This is a genomic window from Streptomyces sp. NPDC046909 (assembly GCF_040644695.1).
Taxonomy (GTDB): domain Bacteria; phylum Actinomycetota; class Actinomycetes; order Streptomycetales; family Streptomycetaceae; genus Streptomyces.
Genome location: NZ_JBEYXC010000001.1, coordinates 236,584 through 252,460 on the forward strand (window position 1 = coordinate 236,584; position 15,877 = coordinate 252,460).

At 70.0% G+C, this 15,877-nt stretch carries 11 protein-coding genes; 7 read left to right on the top strand and 4 right to left on the bottom strand.

Features of this window, described 5'->3' with window-relative positions; genetic code table 11:
- Positions 1–14 precede the first annotated feature (14 nt).
- On the bottom strand, positions 15–617 hold the full coding sequence (locus tag ABZ928_RS01035) for a Uma2 family endonuclease (protein ID WP_361514330.1): 603 nt from the start codon (positions 615–617) through the stop codon (positions 15–17).
- 306 nt (positions 618–923) lie between these two features.
- On the opposite strand from ABZ928_RS01035, the gene ABZ928_RS01040 reads away from it, so the two are divergent.
- The gene (locus ABZ928_RS01040) at positions 924–2,030 is read left to right on the top strand and encodes a lytic polysaccharide monooxygenase (RefSeq protein ID WP_361514331.1); all 1,107 of its coding nucleotides are present in this window, start codon (positions 924–926) and stop codon (positions 2,028–2,030) included.
- A gap of 185 nt (positions 2,031–2,215) precedes the next feature.
- A complete protein-coding gene (locus tag ABZ928_RS01045; RefSeq protein ID WP_361514332.1) occupies positions 2,216–5,560 on the top strand; it encodes a GH92 family glycosyl hydrolase in 3,345 nt (1,114 codons plus the stop codon).
- Here the strand turns inward: ABZ928_RS01045 and ABZ928_RS01050 are convergent.
- Positions 5,541–6,539 carry an acetylxylan esterase gene (locus ABZ928_RS01050; RefSeq protein WP_361514333.1) on the bottom strand — a complete coding sequence of 333 codons (999 nt, stop codon included), beginning with the start codon at positions 6,537–6,539 and terminating at the stop codon, positions 5,541–5,543. The genes ABZ928_RS01045 and ABZ928_RS01050 overlap by 20 nt on opposite strands.
- 228 nt (positions 6,540–6,767) lie before the next feature.
- Between ABZ928_RS01050 and ABZ928_RS01055 the strand changes: the two genes are divergently transcribed.
- From ABZ928_RS01055 to ABZ928_RS01075, 5 genes are read left to right on the top strand one after another with little or no spacing between them, the layout of a single operon-like run.
- Complete coding sequence (locus tag ABZ928_RS01055) at positions 6,768–7,751, top strand: ABC transporter permease subunit (RefSeq protein WP_361514334.1); 984 nt, start codon at positions 6,768–6,770, stop codon at positions 7,749–7,751.
- The gene (locus ABZ928_RS01060) at positions 7,745–8,617 is read left to right on the top strand and encodes a carbohydrate ABC transporter permease (protein WP_361514335.1); all 873 of its coding nucleotides are present in this window, start codon (positions 7,745–7,747) and stop codon (positions 8,615–8,617) included. Before ABZ928_RS01055 ends, ABZ928_RS01060 begins: the two co-directional genes overlap by 7 nt.
- A 53-nt stretch (positions 8,618–8,670) precedes the next feature.
- The gene (locus ABZ928_RS01065) at positions 8,671–10,326 is read left to right on the top strand and encodes an extracellular solute-binding protein (protein ID WP_361514336.1); all 1,656 of its coding nucleotides are present in this window, start codon (positions 8,671–8,673) and stop codon (positions 10,324–10,326) included.
- Between the two features lie 21 nt (positions 10,327–10,347).
- On the top strand, positions 10,348–11,040 hold the full coding sequence (locus ABZ928_RS01070; RefSeq protein ID WP_361514337.1) for a hypothetical protein: 693 nt from the start codon (positions 10,348–10,350) through the stop codon (positions 11,038–11,040).
- A complete protein-coding gene (locus ABZ928_RS01075; protein WP_361514338.1) occupies positions 11,037–13,046 on the top strand; it encodes a beta-galactosidase in 2,010 nt (669 codons plus the stop codon). The genes ABZ928_RS01070 and ABZ928_RS01075 overlap by 4 nt, the downstream gene beginning before the upstream one ends.
- Here ABZ928_RS01075 and ABZ928_RS01080 read toward each other — a convergent pair.
- On the bottom strand, positions 13,033–14,238 hold the full coding sequence (locus tag ABZ928_RS01080; RefSeq protein ID WP_361514903.1) for a VWA-like domain-containing protein: 1,206 nt from the start codon (positions 14,236–14,238) through the stop codon (positions 13,033–13,035). The genes ABZ928_RS01075 and ABZ928_RS01080 overlap by 14 nt on opposite strands.
- Before the next feature lie 287 nt (positions 14,239–14,525).
- Complete coding sequence (locus tag ABZ928_RS01085; protein WP_361514339.1) at positions 14,526–15,782, bottom strand: MoxR family ATPase; 1,257 nt, start codon at positions 15,780–15,782, stop codon at positions 14,526–14,528.
- Positions 15,783–15,877: the final 95 nt, after the last annotated feature.

Genomic DNA, 15,877 nt, shown 5'->3' on the forward strand with positions numbered 1-15,877 from the left:
GGGGCGAAACGGGATCAGAAGCCGACAAGCGAATCGAGGTCGATCTCGACAGGAAACGGCAACTCGGTGATGAGCTTGTGCTGGTGCACCGGGTGCGACGGCGCGGGGAAGTACGTGAGGGTGTCGGCGTTGAGCCAGTACTCGTGCACCGCGAGTTTCTGGTCCCGGTCCAGTTCGACTCGCCAGTAGTACGGGACCTTGTTCGCGGAGAAGAGGGCGGGCTTGCGTACGCGGTCGGCCTGGCGGGAGGTGGGGGAGACCACCTCCACGGCCAGGGCAACCTTCTCCACCGGAGCGCACTCGACCTCGAAGACATCCAGTCCGCGCGGGTCGCAGACGATCAGATCGGGCTTGACGACGTTGTGCTCGTCGACCATGACGCACTGACCGCTCACCGCCGCGTACGGCCCGGTCTCAGCGGCTCTCAATACGCTCACCAGGGCACCTCGGACATGGTTGTGCCACAACGCGGTCTCCCCACGGACCACGACCACCCCGTCGACGAGTTCCCAGTCGAAAGGCACCTCCAAGTCCTTGACCTGATCGAAGGTCCAGCCGGTGACGGGCGGGAACATCCAGGTCCGCTCGGTGGCCGTCCGTCGCTCGCCGGTTTCCATGAGGTCAGTCTGGGCGTCGGCAACCAGCGCGGTCGTTCAGACGGGTACATCGCCACCCGAACCCGCGATGCCTAGCCCCGCCCTTGACGTACCTCTCCCGCGCCACCCGTTTACACCCGCCCCCGTTCGCGCTACCTTCCGCAACAGGCGGGGTGGGAGCGCTCCCATGCGGATGGACCGGAACCCACCCGAAGGGAACCGCCCCACCCCGCTCAATCCGCACACACGCACCTCACCAACCCGCACCTCACCAACCCGCACACCCGCACCCACACGGCCGTACCCCAAAGAACGGACTGGACTGTCATGATCCTGACAAAGTCATCGGCGTCCCCGGGGCGCCGATTAGCCCTCCCCTCCCTCCTCGCTCTCCCCACCCGCGCCAGAGCCCTCTTCCTCGTCCTGGTCAGCCTCCTCGCCACGATTCCCGCCGTCGCCCTGGTCATGACGGCCGGCGGCCAGGCGGAGGCACACGGCACGCCCATGAAGCCCGGCAGCCGCACCTTCCTGTGCTGGCAGGACGGTCTGACCGACACCGGTGAGATCAAGCCGGTCAACCCGGCCTGCAAGAACGCGCAGGCGGTCAGCGGTACGACCCCCTTCTACAACTGGTTCTCCGTACTTCGCTCGGACGGCGCCGGCCGCACCCGCGGCTTCGTGCCGGACGGACAGCTGTGCAGCGGCGGCAACACCAACTTCACCGGCTTCAACGCCCCGCGCAACGACTGGCCGTTGACCCACCTCACCTCGGGCGCGACCGTCGACTTCTCCTACAACGCTTGGGCCGCGCACCCGGGTTGGTTCTACGTCTACGTCACCAAGGACGGCTTCGACCCGACCAAGACCCTCACCTGGAACGACATCGAGGACCAGCCCTTCCTCTCCGTCGACCACCCGCCGCTCAACGGCACCCCGGGCACGGTCGAGGCCAACTACTCCTGGACCGGGCAGCTTCCTTCGAACAAGTCGGGCCGCCACATCATCTACATGGTCTGGCAGCGCTCGGACAGCGCGGAGACCTTCTACTCCTGCTCCGACGTCGTCTTCGACGGCGGCAACGGCGAGGTCACCGGCATCCACGAGCCGGGCAACCCGACCGACCCGGTACCGGGCACCTGCACCGCCACCCGCAAGACGACGGGCAGTTGGAACGGCGGCTACCAGTCCGAGGTGACCGTCACGAACTCCGGCGACGTTCCGATGCTCGGCTGGATGGTCGACTGGACGCTCCCGACCGGCCAGACGGTGAACAGCCTCTGGAACGGCAACGCGACCTACACCGGCCAGGACGTGATGGTCCACAACGCCGACTGGAACGGCTCCCTCAGTCCGGGGCAGAGCACGACGTTCGGATACGTCGTCTCCGGCTCGGGTGGGGATACGGCCACGACCCTGCCCTGCCGGGTCGGCTGAGCGAGCCCCCTCCGTGCGGACCCGGTGGACACCCCCACCGGGTCCGCGAGCCGGGCAGACGAAGGGGGAGTCCCTGCCCGGGTGTTGGTTGGTCTGTGGTTGGTCTGTGGTCATGACCCGCGGTGACAGTGCGTTGCCGGACAACGTTGTCGAGTGGTCTAAACCTCACTCTATCGTGTCAACGGATGCCGAAGTCAAGCGAGTTGGTCCTGGGCCGTTCGGGTGGCGCACCCGCGTGGTCGAGCCACCACCCGTGCCGCCCCGTGGTACGGCTGACGCACGTGAAGTCCCTGATCCTCGCCGCCGCCCTCGCCCTCACCGGCGTCACCCTCACGGCCCCCACCGCCACCGCCCCCGCGGCCCCGCCCGAACTCGTCGACGACCCCACCCCGTACGTCGACCCCCTCATCGGCACCAGGAACGGCGGCAATGTCTTCCCCGGCGCCGTCACCCCCTTCGGCATGCTCTCCTGGAGCCCCGAGAACACCTGGGGCGACGCCACCCGCACCGCCGCGCCCGGCGGCTATCACTTCGGCGCCACCCGCGTCCGGGGCTTCAGCCTCACGCACATGTCGGGCACCGGCTGCGCGGGCGGCAGCGGTGACATCCCGTTCTTCCCGTACGCCGGTGAGGTCACCTCCTCGCCCGCGAGCGACACGAAGGACGCGGTGTACGCCGCCGACTTCACCCACGCCGACGAGACCGCCGAGCCCGGCCATTACAAGGTCGCCCTCGCCTCCGGTGTCACCGCCGACCTCACGGCGACCACCCGCACCGGCTCGGCGCGCTTCACCTACCCGGACGGCAAGCCCGCCTCGCTGCTGATCCGTACCGCCAACTCCGAGGTGGGCTCGACCGATTCGCGCATCGACATCGATCCGGCCACCCGGACCGTCTCCGGCTCGGTCACCTCCGGCAACTTCTGCGGCCACATCGACCCGGAGGGGCAACGCGCCTACTACACCCTCCACTTCACCGCCCGCTTCGACCGTGACTTCAAGGCGACCGGTACCTGGCAGGACGACCGGCTTACTCCCGGATCCCGTCAAGCCTCCGGCGGCACCGGCGGGTTCGCCAACGCCGGGCGGCCCGTCGCGGGCAAGGGCGCGGGCGGGTACGTCGAGTTCGAGCCCGGCGCCGGACCGGTGAACGTCAAGGTCGGCATCTCCTACGTCGACCGCGCCGGCGCCGAGGCGAACCTCGCGGCCGAGAACCCGCCGGACCGCACCTTCGACGACGTCCGGGAAGCCGCCCGCGGCGCCTGGCGCGACCGCCTCGACGCGATCCGGGTCGGCGGCGGCACGGACACCGAGCGCACCACCTTCTACACCGCGCTCTACCACTCCCTCCTCCACCCGAACGTCATCAGCGACACCGACGGCCGGTACCGCGGCCCCGACGGCGACCCCCACACCACCGCCCGCCGGGCCCAGTACGGCACCTTCTCCGGCTGGGACGTCTACCGCGACCAGGTGCAACTCCTCACCCTGCTGGAGCCGGAGACCGGCTCCGACATCGCCCAGTCCCTCTACGAACTGGCCCAGCAGAACGGCGGCATCTGGGACCGGTGGCTGCACGGCGCGAGCGGCACCCACGTCATGAACGGGGACCCCTCGGCCGTCGCCCTGGCCGGCATCCACGCCTTCGGCGGCACGGACTTCGACCTGCGCGGAGCACTCGCCTCACTGGTGAAGGCGGCGACCGTCCCGACGGCGGCGGACCTGTCGCCCGCCGGGAGACCGGTGCTGTCCGTGGGCCAACGCCCCTCCCTCGACCTGTACTTGAAGCACCACTACATGCCGTCCGTCTCCAACGCCTGGGGCGGCGCCGCCGAGACCCTGGAGATGTCCGGTGCCGACTTCGCCCTCTCCCAACTCGCCGCGGCCGCAGGGGAGAAGGACACGGCGGCCGACTTCAGCCGCCGCGCCCAGTGGTGGCAGAACAACTTCAACCTCGCCGCCCACCCCGACGGCGGCTACATCGCCAACCGCGCCGCCGACGGCAGCTGGGTCCCCGGCTTCACCCCGGCCACCGGCAACGGATTCGTCGAGGGTACGGCGGCCCAGTACACCTGGATGGTCCAGCACAACCCCGCCGGGCTCTTCGCCGCGATGGGCGGCAAGGGCAGAGCGCTGGCCCGCCTCGACGCCTTCTTCCATAAGGCCGACGGTAGTTGGGCCCTCACCGGCAGCGGCGGCGAGAAGTCCGAGCTGGACAACGAGCCCTCGATCAACGTCCCCTACCTGTACGCCTACGCGGGTGCTCCCGCCAGGACGCAGGAGACCGTACGGGCCGCGATGCGGCACCTCTGGTCGACCCGGCCGGGCGGCATCCCCGGCAACGACGACCTCGGCGCGATGTCGTCCTGGTACGTCTTCTCCGCGCTCGGCATGTACCCCCAGGTCCCCTCCCGCGCCGAACTCGTCCTCGCCTCACCCCTGTTCCCCCGGATCGAGATCGACCGCCCGGACGGCAACGGCATCTCCATCACCGCGGAGGGCGCCGCCGGCGGATCGCCGTACATCCACGACCTGAAGCTCAACGGCACCACGACAGCACGCCCTTGGCTGCCCGCCGCCTTCGTCCGGGACGGCGGACGGCTCGACTACACCCTCTCCGCCACCCCGCCGGACCCGGCCTGGGGCACCGCCCCGGAGGACGCCCCGCCCTCCTTCCGCGAGGGCGAGCAGCCGTACCAGATCGGCGTCGGCCCGACCACGGCGACGCTCGCACCCGGTGGCAGCACCAGGCTCGGCATCAAGGCCCTGGCGATGAGCGGGCGCGAGGACGTGCGCTTCCGGGTGGAGACGCCCGAGGGCATCACGGCAACTCCCGCCGAGGGCAAGGTCGTCGAGGGGACACAGGAGATCGTGCTGACCGCCGACAGGGGCATCAAGCAGGGCTTCTACGACGTCCAGGTCGCCGTCCCTTCGTACGCCCAACCCGTCGCCCTCACCGTCGCCGCCCCCGGCACCCTCCTCGCCGCCTACAACACCACCGGCATCTCGGACGACTCCGGCGACCACACGGAGGCCGACTTCGACGGCGGCGGCTGGAGCTACTCCCGGCAGGCGCTCAGTGCGGCGGGCCTGAGCCCAGGCGGCCGGGGGACATCCGCGGGCCTGGCCTTCACCTGGCCCGACTCACCGAGCGGGCGCCCGGACAACGCCTCCGCCACCGGCCAGACCCTGCAACTGGTCGAGCCTGTACGGCAGTTGTCCTTCGTCGGCAGTGCGGTCTTCGGCGGCCGGCAGTCCAAGGCCACCGTCACCTACACCGACGGCACCACCGACTCGATCCCCCTCTCCTTCACCGACTGGACCCTCGACGGGGGCGGCGGCAGCGTCCAGTACGGCAACGAGGTCGTCGCCAAGGCCGCGTACCGGAACATCGCGGGGGCGGGGAAGGATCCGGTCGCCACGTACGTCTTCGGCACCAGGCCGTTCACCGCCCCGGACGGGAAGCGCATCGCGAGCGTACGGCTGCCGGACGAGTCTGCTCTCCATGTCTTCACTCTGGCGACCGGTTGAACTGCCCCGCCAGCCAGTCCAGTTGGCGCCGCACCTGCACCGCGTCCCCACCCTCGTGGCCGTTGTACGGATAGGCGTGGATCTCCGTGCGCGGGTCGGCGCCGGACAGCTCCCCATACCGGTTGAACGCGGCGTACGCCCCGCTCGGCGGGCAGACCGTGTCGCGCAGGCCGACGCCGAAGTGGGCGGGGGCGTGGGCGCGGCGGGCGAAGGAGATGCCCTCCATGTAGGCGAGGGTGCGGTAGGCGGGTTCCTCGGCGCCGCGGTGGACCGAGAGATACGCCGAGATCTCGCCGTACGGGCTCGCGTCGGTGAGGTCCAGGGCGCGGCGGATGCCGCACAGGAACGGGGCGGTGACCAGGGCCGCCGTCAGGTCCGGGACCAGGCCGGCGACCGCGAGGGCGAGGCCGCCGCCCTGGCTGTTTCCGGCCGCCGCCACGCGTCCGGCGTCGACGCCCGGCAGTGCGCGGACCGCCGTCACCGCGCGTACCGCGTCCGTGATGAGGCGCCGGTAGTGGTAGTCGCGGGGGGAGAGCAGGCCGCGGACCGCCGGGCCCGGGCCGCCCGGGGCCGTCGCGTGCGGGTCCGGGGTGGCGCCGCCGTTGCCGTACTGGTCGCCCTGGCCCCGGTTGTCCATCAGGAGGTGGGCGTATCCGGCGTTCACCCAGGTCAGGCGTTCGTGGGGGAGGCCTCGGCCGCGGCCGTAGCCCGCGAACTCGACGACCGCGGGGAGGGGTTCGGGGGCGCCCGCCGGTCTGCTGAACCAGGCGCGCACCGGGTCGCCCGCGAAGCCCCGGAAGGTGACGTCCCAGGTGTCCGTCAGGCGCAGGCCGGTCTCCACCGGGCGCAACGACACCAACACCTCCTCCTGGGCTGCCTCTTTGAGGGTCTCGCTCCAGAACTCGTCGAAGTCGGTGGGCTCTTCGGGCAGGGGGCGGTGGTGCACGAGTTCCGTCAGCGGCAGGTCGAACGCGGGCACGGGGAACCTCGCAGGAGTCGGTCGGAACAAGGAAACTTGCGGAGATTACTGCGCCGGTCGTCCGGGTTCTACCCCGTGCGCAGACCGCTTCAACTCCCCATGCCCGCCTCAAAAGCGCGCTGCTGCACCCATTGACAGCGCTTTCTAGGTGCCTTTAAGTTGCCGCGAAGTTACCGGTAAGAGCTCGAAAGTTTCGGTTCACCTCCTCCCCTCCTGAGAGGACCGAGCATGAGCACCTCCACCAAGTCGGCCGCTCCGCCCGGCGTCCAGAACCCGCCCGCGCCCGCCCCGCCGAAGGCGCCGTCCGCGCGGACGACCTGGAGACGGGCGCTGCGCCGCGACTGGCAGCTGTATTCGCTGGCGCTGCTTCCGCTGCTGTTCTTCCTGGTCTTCCGCTATCTGCCGATGCTCGGCAACGTCATCGCGTTCCGGCGCTTCGAGCCCGGCGGCTCGATCTTCGGCGAGCAGTGGGTGGGCCTGCGCTATGTCGAGATGTTCTTCAACGACCCCACGTTCTGGCAGGTGTTCCGCAACACCCTCTGGATCGGCGGACTCACCCTCGTCTTCTGCTTCCCGATCCCGATCGTGCTCGCCCTGCTCCTCAACGAGGTGCGCCGGCGTTCGCTGAAGCGGTTCGTGCAGTCGGTGTCGTATCTCCCGCACTTCCTGTCGATGGTGATCGTCGCCGGTATCACCCTCCAGATGCTCGCCTCCGACGGCCCGGTCAACCATGTCCTGGGCTGGTTCGGCCACGACCCGATCCGGTTCATCCAGGAACCCGAGTGGTTCCGCACGATCTACGTCGGCTCCGAGATCTGGCAGACCGCCGGCTGGGGCACGATCCTCTACCTCGCCGCCCTCACCACCATCGACGAGGACCTGTACGAGGCCGCCCGCATCGACGGCGCCAACCGCTGGCAGCAGATCTGGCACGTCACCCTGCCCGGCATCCGCCCCACCATGATCACCCTGCTGATCCTCAACATCGGCACGTTCATGGCGGTCGGCTTCGAGAAGGTCCTGCTGCTGTACAACGCGCTGACCTACCCGACCGCCGACGTGATCTCCACCTACGTCTACCGGACCGGTGTGGAGTCCAGCAGCTTCAGCTACGCCGCCGCCATCGGACTGTTCGAGGCGATCATCGGCCTGGTGCTGATCACCTCCGCCAACCAGCTCTCGCGCCGCACAGTGGGGACCAGCCTGTGGTGAAGCCGAGCCGTTCCTACCGGGTGTTCCAGGGCGTCAACGGGGTGGTCCTCACCGTTGTGGTGCTGGTGACGCTGTACCCCTTCGTCAACATCATCGCCCGCTCCTTCAGCGGGGAACGCCAGATCCGGGCCGGTGAAGTCACCTTGTGGCCCAAGGGGTTCAACCTCACCACGTACAAGATCGTGTTCCAGGACTCGATGTTCTGGCGGAACTACGGCAACACCGTCTTCTACACGGTCGTATCGACCGCCGTGGCCATGGTTCTGACGACCTGTTACGCGTACGTCCTGTCGAAGAAGAACCTCAAGGGGCGTACCGCGCTCGTCGGTGTCGCCGTGTTCACCATGTTCTTCACCGGCGGTCTGATCCCGCAGTACGTCCTGATCACCAGCCTCGGACTGAAGAACAGCGTGTGGGCGATCGCGCTGCCCAACGCGATCAGCGTCTTCAACCTGCTGGTGATGAAGGCGTTCTTCGAGAGCCTGCCGAGCGAACTGGAGGAGGCCGCGCAGATCGACGGGCTGAGCACCTACGGCATCCTGCTCAGGATCGTGCTGCCGCTGTCCAAGGCGGTCGTCGCGACGATGGTGCTCTTCTACTCGGTGTCCTTCTGGAACTCCTGGTTCAGCGCGTTCCTCTACATGGACAGCTCCGATCTGATGCCGGTCACCGTCTATCTGCGCAACCTCATCCAGGGCGCCACCGGGGGCTCCAACGCCGGAGCCGGCACCGAACAGCTCAGTCAGGTCGGGGCGAACATCCAGGCGGTGACCATCGTGCTCACCGCGCTGCCGATCATCTGCGTGTACCCGTTCGTCCAGCGCTACTTCGTCTCGGGCGTGATGCTCGGCGCGGTCAAGGGCTGACGGGCGCGCGGCCTGACGCTCGATCAATTCACTTACGGAACAAGGGAGTATCCGTGATGAACGAAGGACAGCTGTCGCGGCGTCAGATCCTGGCCGCCGCGGGCTTCACCGGACTCGCCGTCCTCACCGGCTGCGGCAGCGGCGACGACGGCGGGGACGGCAAGGACCTCTCCAAGAAGCAGAACGGCGCCATGAAGGAGTACCGCGCCGGCCAGCGGTTCAAGGCCGCGAAGCCGCTGTCCTTCTCCATGCTGCACAACGACAACCCGGTCTACCCGATGAAGAGCAGCTGGCTGTTCTGGAAGGAGGTCACCCGGCGCACCGGCATCACCCTCAAGCCCCTCGACGTTCCGCTCGCCGACTACGAGAAGAAGCGCAGCGTCCTCATCGGCGCGGGCGACGCCCCCTTCCTCATCCCCAAGACCTACCACCCGGGCGAGGTCCCCTTCGTGGCCTCCGGCGCGATCCTCCCGGTCAGCGAGTACGTCCACCTGATGCCCAACTACCAGGCCAAGGTGAAGAAGTGGCAGCTCGAACCCGAGCTGGACTCCATACGCCAGTCCGACGGCAAGTACTACCTCCTGCCCGGCCTGCACGAGAAGGTCAAGTCCGGCTACTCGCTGTCCTTCCGCACGGACACCCTCGAAAAGCTCGGCCTGACCCTGCCGGAGACCTGGGACCAGGTGTACGACGTCCTCAAGGCCCTCAAGTCGGAGTACCCCGACAAGTACCCGTGGAGCGACCGCTGGAGCACCAACTCCCCCTTCCCGTGCGGGGCGTTGTTCCAGTACCTCGGCCAGGCGTACGGCGTGAAGGCGGGCTGGGCCTACGACAACATCAGCTTCGACGGCTCGGCGAAGAAGTTCGTCTTCACCGCGACGACGGACGCCTACCGCCAGATGGTCGAGTTCATGAGAAAGCTCGTTGCCGAGAAACTCCTCGACCCGGAGAGCTTCACCCAGCAGGACGACCAGGCCCTTCAGAAGCTGCTCGCCGAGAAGTCCTATGTGATCAGCGCCAATCCGCAGGTCCTGGTCCAGGACTACCGCTACAACCTGGAGAAGCAGGTCAAGGGCGCCAAGATCGAGATGGTCCCGGTCCCGCTCGGCCCGGCCGGTCCGGTCGTGCTCGGCGGGGCTCGTCTGGAGAACGGCATCATGGTCTCCAGCAAGGCCCTCAAGAACGACACCTTCGTCGCGATGATGCAGTTCGTGGACTGGCTCTGGTACTCCGACGAGGGCCAGACCTTCTGCAAGTGGGGCGTCGAGGGCCAGACCTACACCAGGACCGGCGACCAGTTCCGACTGAAGCCCGGCATCTCCCTCATGGGCTCCGACCCGGACGCCCCCAAGGACCTCCAGAAGGACTTCGGCTTCTTCAACGGCGTCTTCACCTACGGCGGCAGCTGGGCCCTGGTCTCCTCCAACTTCAGCCCGGACGAGAAGAAGTTCCAGGACGCCATGGCCCAGCGCACCCAGCTCCCCATCGACCCCGCCCACCCCCTCCAGTCCGTCGAGCAGGAACAGGCGACCCTCTGGGACACCCCGCTCAAGGACACCGCCATCCAGAACACCCTCCAGTTCGTCCTCGGCAAGCGCCCGATGTCCGAATGGGACCAGCACATCTCCGAGTTGAAGTCCAAGAACATGCAGCAGCTCGTCGACCTCCACAACAAGGCGTACGAACGGTTCAAGAAGGACAACGGGTGATCCGCTGAGAAAGGAGCCGCGATGACCTCCCCGACCCCCACCTCCTCCACCGCCTTCGGCATCGGCCCCCTCTCCCGCGCCGCCGCCCTCGTCCACACCCTCGTCACCGTCGAGGCGCTCCTCCTGGTCGCCGCCGCACCCGGTCTGGCCGGCCTGCTCCTGCTGGGCACCGACCCGGCCAACCTCCCCCTCGCCGCCGTATGCCTGCTCCCGCTCGGCCCGGCTCTTTCCGCGGCCCTCTACGCCCTCCACCACCGCGACCGGGACCTCACCGACCTGCACCCGGCCCGCACGTACTGGCGCGGCTGGCGGCTCAACGCCCTTCCCGCACTGAGGCTTTGGGCGCCCCTGCTCGCCTGGCTCACGGTCATCGCGTTCACACTGACCCACTTCTCCGCGACGGGCCTGCCCAGGTGGTGGGCGGCGCTGCTCGCGGTGATCGGCGCGGGATCCCTCCTGTGGGGAGCGCACGCCCTCGTGCTGACCTCCCTCTTCAGCTTCCGCGCCCGTGACACCGGCCGCCTCGCCGCGTACTTCCTGTTCCGGCACGGCCGCGCCACCCTCGCCGCCGGCTCGCTGCTCGTCCTGACGGCCGCGGGCACCGCCCTGCTCACCGAGGCCCTGCCCGCCCTGCTGGCGTCGCCGCTGCTGCTGTCCCTGCTGCACGGCAGCCGCGCGGTGATCGCCGAGACCCAGGAGGACTTCACCGTATGAGCCGCAAGATCCGGTACGGCGGTGACTACAACCCCGAGCAATGGCCGGAGGAGGTGTGGGACGAGGACCACCGGCTCTTCACCCGGGCCGGAATCGACACCCTCACCGTCGGCGTCTTCTCCTGGTCGCTCACCCAACCCGCCGAGGACACCTACGACTTCACCGTCCTGGACCGCATCCTCGACCGCGCCGCCACCGAGGGCCGCCAGGTCTGCCTCGCCACCGGCACCGCCGCCCTCCCGCCCTGGCTGGCCAGGAAGTACCCCGAGGTGAACCGCACCGACTTCGAGGGCCGCCGCCACCGCTACGGCCAGCGCCACAACTTCTGCCCCAGCTCACCGGCGTACCACCGCCTCTCGACAGCGATGGCCGCCAAGCTCGCCGAACGGTACGCGCACCACCCGGCGTTGCTCGCCTGGCACATCAACAACGAGTACGGCGGCGTCTGTTACTGCGAGCGGTGCGCACAGGCCTTCCGGGACTGGCTGCGCGCACAGTACGGCGACTCGCTCGACGCCCTCAACGACGCCTGGTGGACGACCTTCTGGTCCCACCGCTACACCGACTGGACCGAGATCGAGCCCCCGAACGCCCTCACCGAACACTGGCGAGGCCCCGACCACACCGCCTTCCAGGGCCTCACCCTCGACTACTTCCGCTTCACCACCGACGCCCTCCTCGGCTGCTTCCTCGCCGAGAAGGAGGCGATCCGCTCCCATGACCCCGACACCCCCGTCACCACCAACTTCATGGGCATGTTTCGCCCCCTCGACTACCACCGCTGGGCACCCCACCTCGACTTCGCATCCTGGGACAGCTACCCGCCCCTCGACGCCCCGCCGACCTGGCCCGCCCTCGCTCATGACCTGATGCGCGGCCTGAAGGACGGCGCCCCCTTCTGGCTGATGGAACAGACCCCGTCCACGACGGCCTGCCGAGACGTCAACCCCCTCCGCAGACCAGGTGAGTTGAGGCTCGCCACCTTCCAGGCGATCGCCCACGGCGCCGACGCCGCCCTCTACTTCCAGATGCGCGCGTCCCGGGGCGCCTGCGAGAAGTACCACGGGGCGGTCATCGGCCACGCGGGTCGCGACGACACCCGAGTCTTCCGTGAAGTGGCGGAACTGGGAGGGGAGTTGGAAACGCTCGGCGCGGCCACGCTCGGCGCCCGCACCCCCGCCCGTACGGCACTGGTCTTCGACTGGGACAGCTGGTGGGCCCTGGAGATCTCCGACGGACCCTCGCGGCTGGTGAAGTACCAGGAGGTGCTCCACGCCTACTACCGGGCCGCCCGCGAGGCCGGCGCCGACGTGGACGTCGTACCGCAGACCGCCGACCTGACCCCGTACGACGTGGTCCTGGCCCCCGTCCTGCACCTGGTCAAGGGCGACCTCGCCACCCGCCTCGAAGCGGTCGCCGCACGGGGCGGCACGGTGCTGACCACCTTCCTCTCGGGGCGCGGCGACGAACACGACCGGGCGTTCCTGACGGACGTCCCGGGGCCGCTGGCCCCCCTGATGGGGGTGCGGGTCGACGAATGGGACTCCCGGCAACCGGAGTTCGCCCAACCCGTGCCGGAGTTGGGTGCGCAGGCGCGCCTCGTCTTCGAGATCGTGCAGCTGAGCGGAGCGGAGGCGGTCGCCACATACGGCTCGGACTTCTACGCGGGAACCCCGGCCGTGACCCGTAACGCTTTCGGGGAGGGCGAGGGGTGGTACGTGGCGACCGCCCTCGATCAGCGGGGTGTCGACGAGGTCGTGCGGCGGGTGCTGGTCCGCCACGACCTGATCGGCCCGTACGCCGAACACCCGGGGGTGGAGACGGCCACCCGGGTCGCACCCGACGGCAGCCGTCTTCTCTTCCTCCTCAACCACAGCCCCGAACCAGCTCACTTGATCGCCCACACGACCGCGATGGACCTGCTGACCGGTGAACGGACCGAGAAGGGTGAGCCGTTGACCCTCGACCCGCTGGGCGTGGCGGTTCTGCGCCTCAGCCGATGGTGACGACACGGGCCCAGGGCGGTGGGGTGTCCGGGACATAGTCCGGGTCCTGTTCGTTCACGGCGTCACCCGGGCGCGGGAAGAGACCGACGACCGTACGGCAGGGCGGCGGCGCGGACGGCCACGGTGTCTGGCCGTCCGTCAGGGCGACGATCACGTCCGGGCGGGGCCGGGCACGCAGGGCCCTCGCGAAACCCGAGCGCAGGTCCGTGCCCCCACCGCCGATCAGCTCGATGGCCTCGGCGCGGCAGAGCGGTACGGCGACCCCGGCCGCCGCGTCGCAGGAGATCACCGAGACCAGGTCACGCCTGCCGCCCACCGCCCGCGAGATCGCCGCCACCTCCAGCAGGGCGGAGCCCAGTTCGGCATCGCTCACCGACGCGGAGGTGTCGATCACCACGCAGACCCGGGGCGGAGTACGCCGCAGGCTGGGCAGCAGCACCCCGGGGACACCGGCCGAGCGCCGGGACGGACGCCGGTACGTGTGATCCTCACCGGCCCCCGGCGCACCCGCCGCCGAACGCACCGCCGCGCCCAGCAACTGCCGCCACGGCTGCGGCGGTTGGAACGCCTCGTCCGCCCACCGGCGCCACCCCTCCGGGGCCTCGCCCGGCCGCGCCTTGATCCCCTCGGCGACCCGGAACCGTACGGCGTCCCGCTGCTGCCGGGTGAGCCCGTGCGCCCCGTCCGCCCCCAACTCCCAGGGCCGCTCCTGCCCGTCGGCACCGCTGCCGCAGTCCAGCCACGCGAGGTCGGCGGTGAGCCCGGACATCGACGACCGCCGCAGATACTCCTCCATCAGCAGGCCGTCGGGCAGCCCCAGCAGCGAGGGGAGCACGGCTCCGGCGGGCCGGGGCAGGCCGTCGCCGTAGATGTCGTCGTTGATCTCGAAGTCGGCGGCGATGTTGCGCCGCAGTCTTTCGCCCTGGCCGTGCTCCTCGTTCTCGCGCGCGTACCGCTCGCCCCGGCCGTGGTGGTCCCGGAGCAGATGAGACACCTCGTGCACCCACACTCCCGCCAGCTCCTCCACCGGCATGCGCGCCACGAAGCCGGGGGAGACGTAGCAGCGCCAGTGCGCGTCGACCGCCATCGTCGGGATCGACCGGTCCTCCACGACCTGGAGTGCGAACAGGGCCGCGGCGAGGTAGGGCCGCACCTTCACGGCGTGCAGCCGGGCCGCCAGCAACTTCTCCATGTCCAGGGGGAGCCCGGGCGGGTTGTCGGGGGTGGCCGGTCCGGAGGGCGGGGCCGGGACGGTGGCGCGTACGGGGCGTGGGGGTGGGGGAGGGGGCATGGGGTGGGGGACCGGGCGGGGTCGGCGCGCGGAGGTGCCCCCGTTTCCTGCCGCCTGGCTTGTGACTGGCCCGCTCCCGACTCCCGCCGCCTGGCCTGCGACCAGCCCGCTCCCTGTTCCCGCCGTCGGCCTCATCATCGGCACACCTCGGGTTCCTCCGGCTCCACTGGATCCTCTCGCGGCTCCGCTCATCGCCGTACCCCCGCCCCACGTCCCGCCGCGGCCGCCGCAGTCGCCCGGCCCACCGACCGTTCCGCCTCCCGGGCGAGTCCGATCACCCCCGCGAGCCGCTCCACCGCACCCGGCACCTCCCAGTCGTCGCGCCGCAGCCCGGCCAGGGCTGTGGCCGGGGCGACCAGCAGGTCCGGGGCGCCCGTCTCCAGCGCGCGGACCAGTACGGCCCACCCCGCCTCCCACCGCTCCCGCTCCGGCCGCGCGCCGACCGCCGCGACCACCGCCTCCAGCGCGGCTTGCCGCAGATCGCCCCGCTCCGGGAGCTCGGCGCCGGCCGGATCGGCGAGGAGGAACTCCGGGTCCGGCAGGTCCATCCGGTCGACGTGGGCGAGGAGTTCGAGCCCCGGACCGTCTCCTACGGCACCCCGCACCAGCAGCGCGAGCACCTCCCGGGAGACTCCGGCCGCCGTGCCGAAGGCGAGCAGGGTCAACGCCGTCTCCCAGCTCCGGGGCGAGGGCCAGGCACCGCCACGCCGCGTCTCCGTGCTCGGCAGCCGGTGGATCAGCGTCGGCCGGGCCTGGAGGAACCCGCAGACCGCACGCCGGGCGAAAGCCACCGCGTCCGGCAGCAACTCCGGCTCCAACCGGGGCAGTTCAGCGCGCGGCCAGACTCCGCCGAGCCCCCGCACCACCACATCCTGGTCGTGCACCCAGTACAGGTGCACGAACCGGTTGGCCAACGGCGGACTCAGCTCCCACCCGTCCGCCGCCGACGCCCGCGGGTTCGCGGCGGCCACGATCCTTACCCCCGGCGGGAGTTGCAGTGCCCCCACCCTCCGCTCCAGCACGACCCGGAGCAGCGCGGCCTGCACGGCCGGCGTGGCGGTGGACAACTCGTCCAGGAACAACAGCCCCCGCCCCGCCCGTACCAACTCCACGGCCCACTGCGGCGGCGCCATCGGCACCCCCCGCACCGCGGGGTCGTCGCCCACGATCGGCAGCCCGGAGAAGTCGGTCGGCTCATGAACACTGGCGATCACGGTCGTCAACGGCAGGTCGAGCGAGGCGGCGAGCTGCGTCAACGCCGCCGTCTTCCCGATCCCCGGCTCACCCCATAGCAGGACGGGCAGATCGGCGGCGACGGCCAGGGTGAGCGCTTCGAGCTGGTCGTCGGGGCGGGGTTCGGTGGTGGTCGTCCGAAGGAGGGTCAGGAGGTCGGAGGCGAGGGCGAGTTGGGAGGACTCGGCGGGCAGGAGCGTGCTGGAAGACATAGGCATCACCTGAGGGGTATAGGGGAACGGGACACGACCCGTTCCGGAGACGACGGAAAGCGCCCTGAGGGCACGGGAGTTGAAAGGGGGGCAGC